We start from the raw sequence: 492 nt of genomic DNA, 5'->3' as shown, positions 1-492 counted from the left end.
CCTGAACTCTGTGGGGGGTGCGGGGTAGGGGGTGATGCGGGACGTCCTGTGAGGGAAGGGATCTCACGCTGCCGTGGTCAGAACCGGGCGTGGTCGGTGATCCGGACCAGGTTGCGGCCCTGCATGGTGTAGAGGCGGCCGTGCTCGTCGTTGGTGATGTGCGCGCCGCTGTACCAGCCGCCGTCGATGTCGGGAACGACGACGGAGACGGCGAAGGTCCTGGGGTGGAAGCGGAAGAGGGTGGTGTCGGATACGCCGTAGACGACGCCGCGGTTGGTCACCAGGGCGGCGAACCCGTTGCTGACCGAGGTGACGTCGGCGCGGTGGATCAGTTCGCGCCGGGGGATGTCGACGACGAAGAGGCCGCCCTTGCGGGACAGTCCGTAGAGGTGGCGTCCGCGTACCGTGAGGGCTGCGGTGCCCGCCGTCTGCCGGGGGTCGATCCGCCACAGCTCCCGGCCGGCCACCAGGTCGAAGGCGACGACGGTGCTG

General features: G+C 69.5%; 1 protein-coding gene. It reads right to left on the bottom strand.

Annotation, left to right across the window (positions count from 1 at the left end):
- Positions 1 to 77: 77 nt before the first annotated feature.
- Positions 78 to 492 (bottom strand): hypothetical protein (locus AB0C16_RS40440; RefSeq protein WP_357691487.1); only part of this gene is annotated, 415 nt, incomplete at its 5' end.

Source organism: Nonomuraea sp. NPDC048916, from assembly GCF_040649575.1.
Classification (GTDB): Bacteria; Actinomycetota; Actinomycetes; order Streptosporangiales; family Streptosporangiaceae; genus Nonomuraea.
Note: the sequence above shows the minus strand (reverse complement) of the source record. Positions and strands in the feature narration are given on the sequence as shown.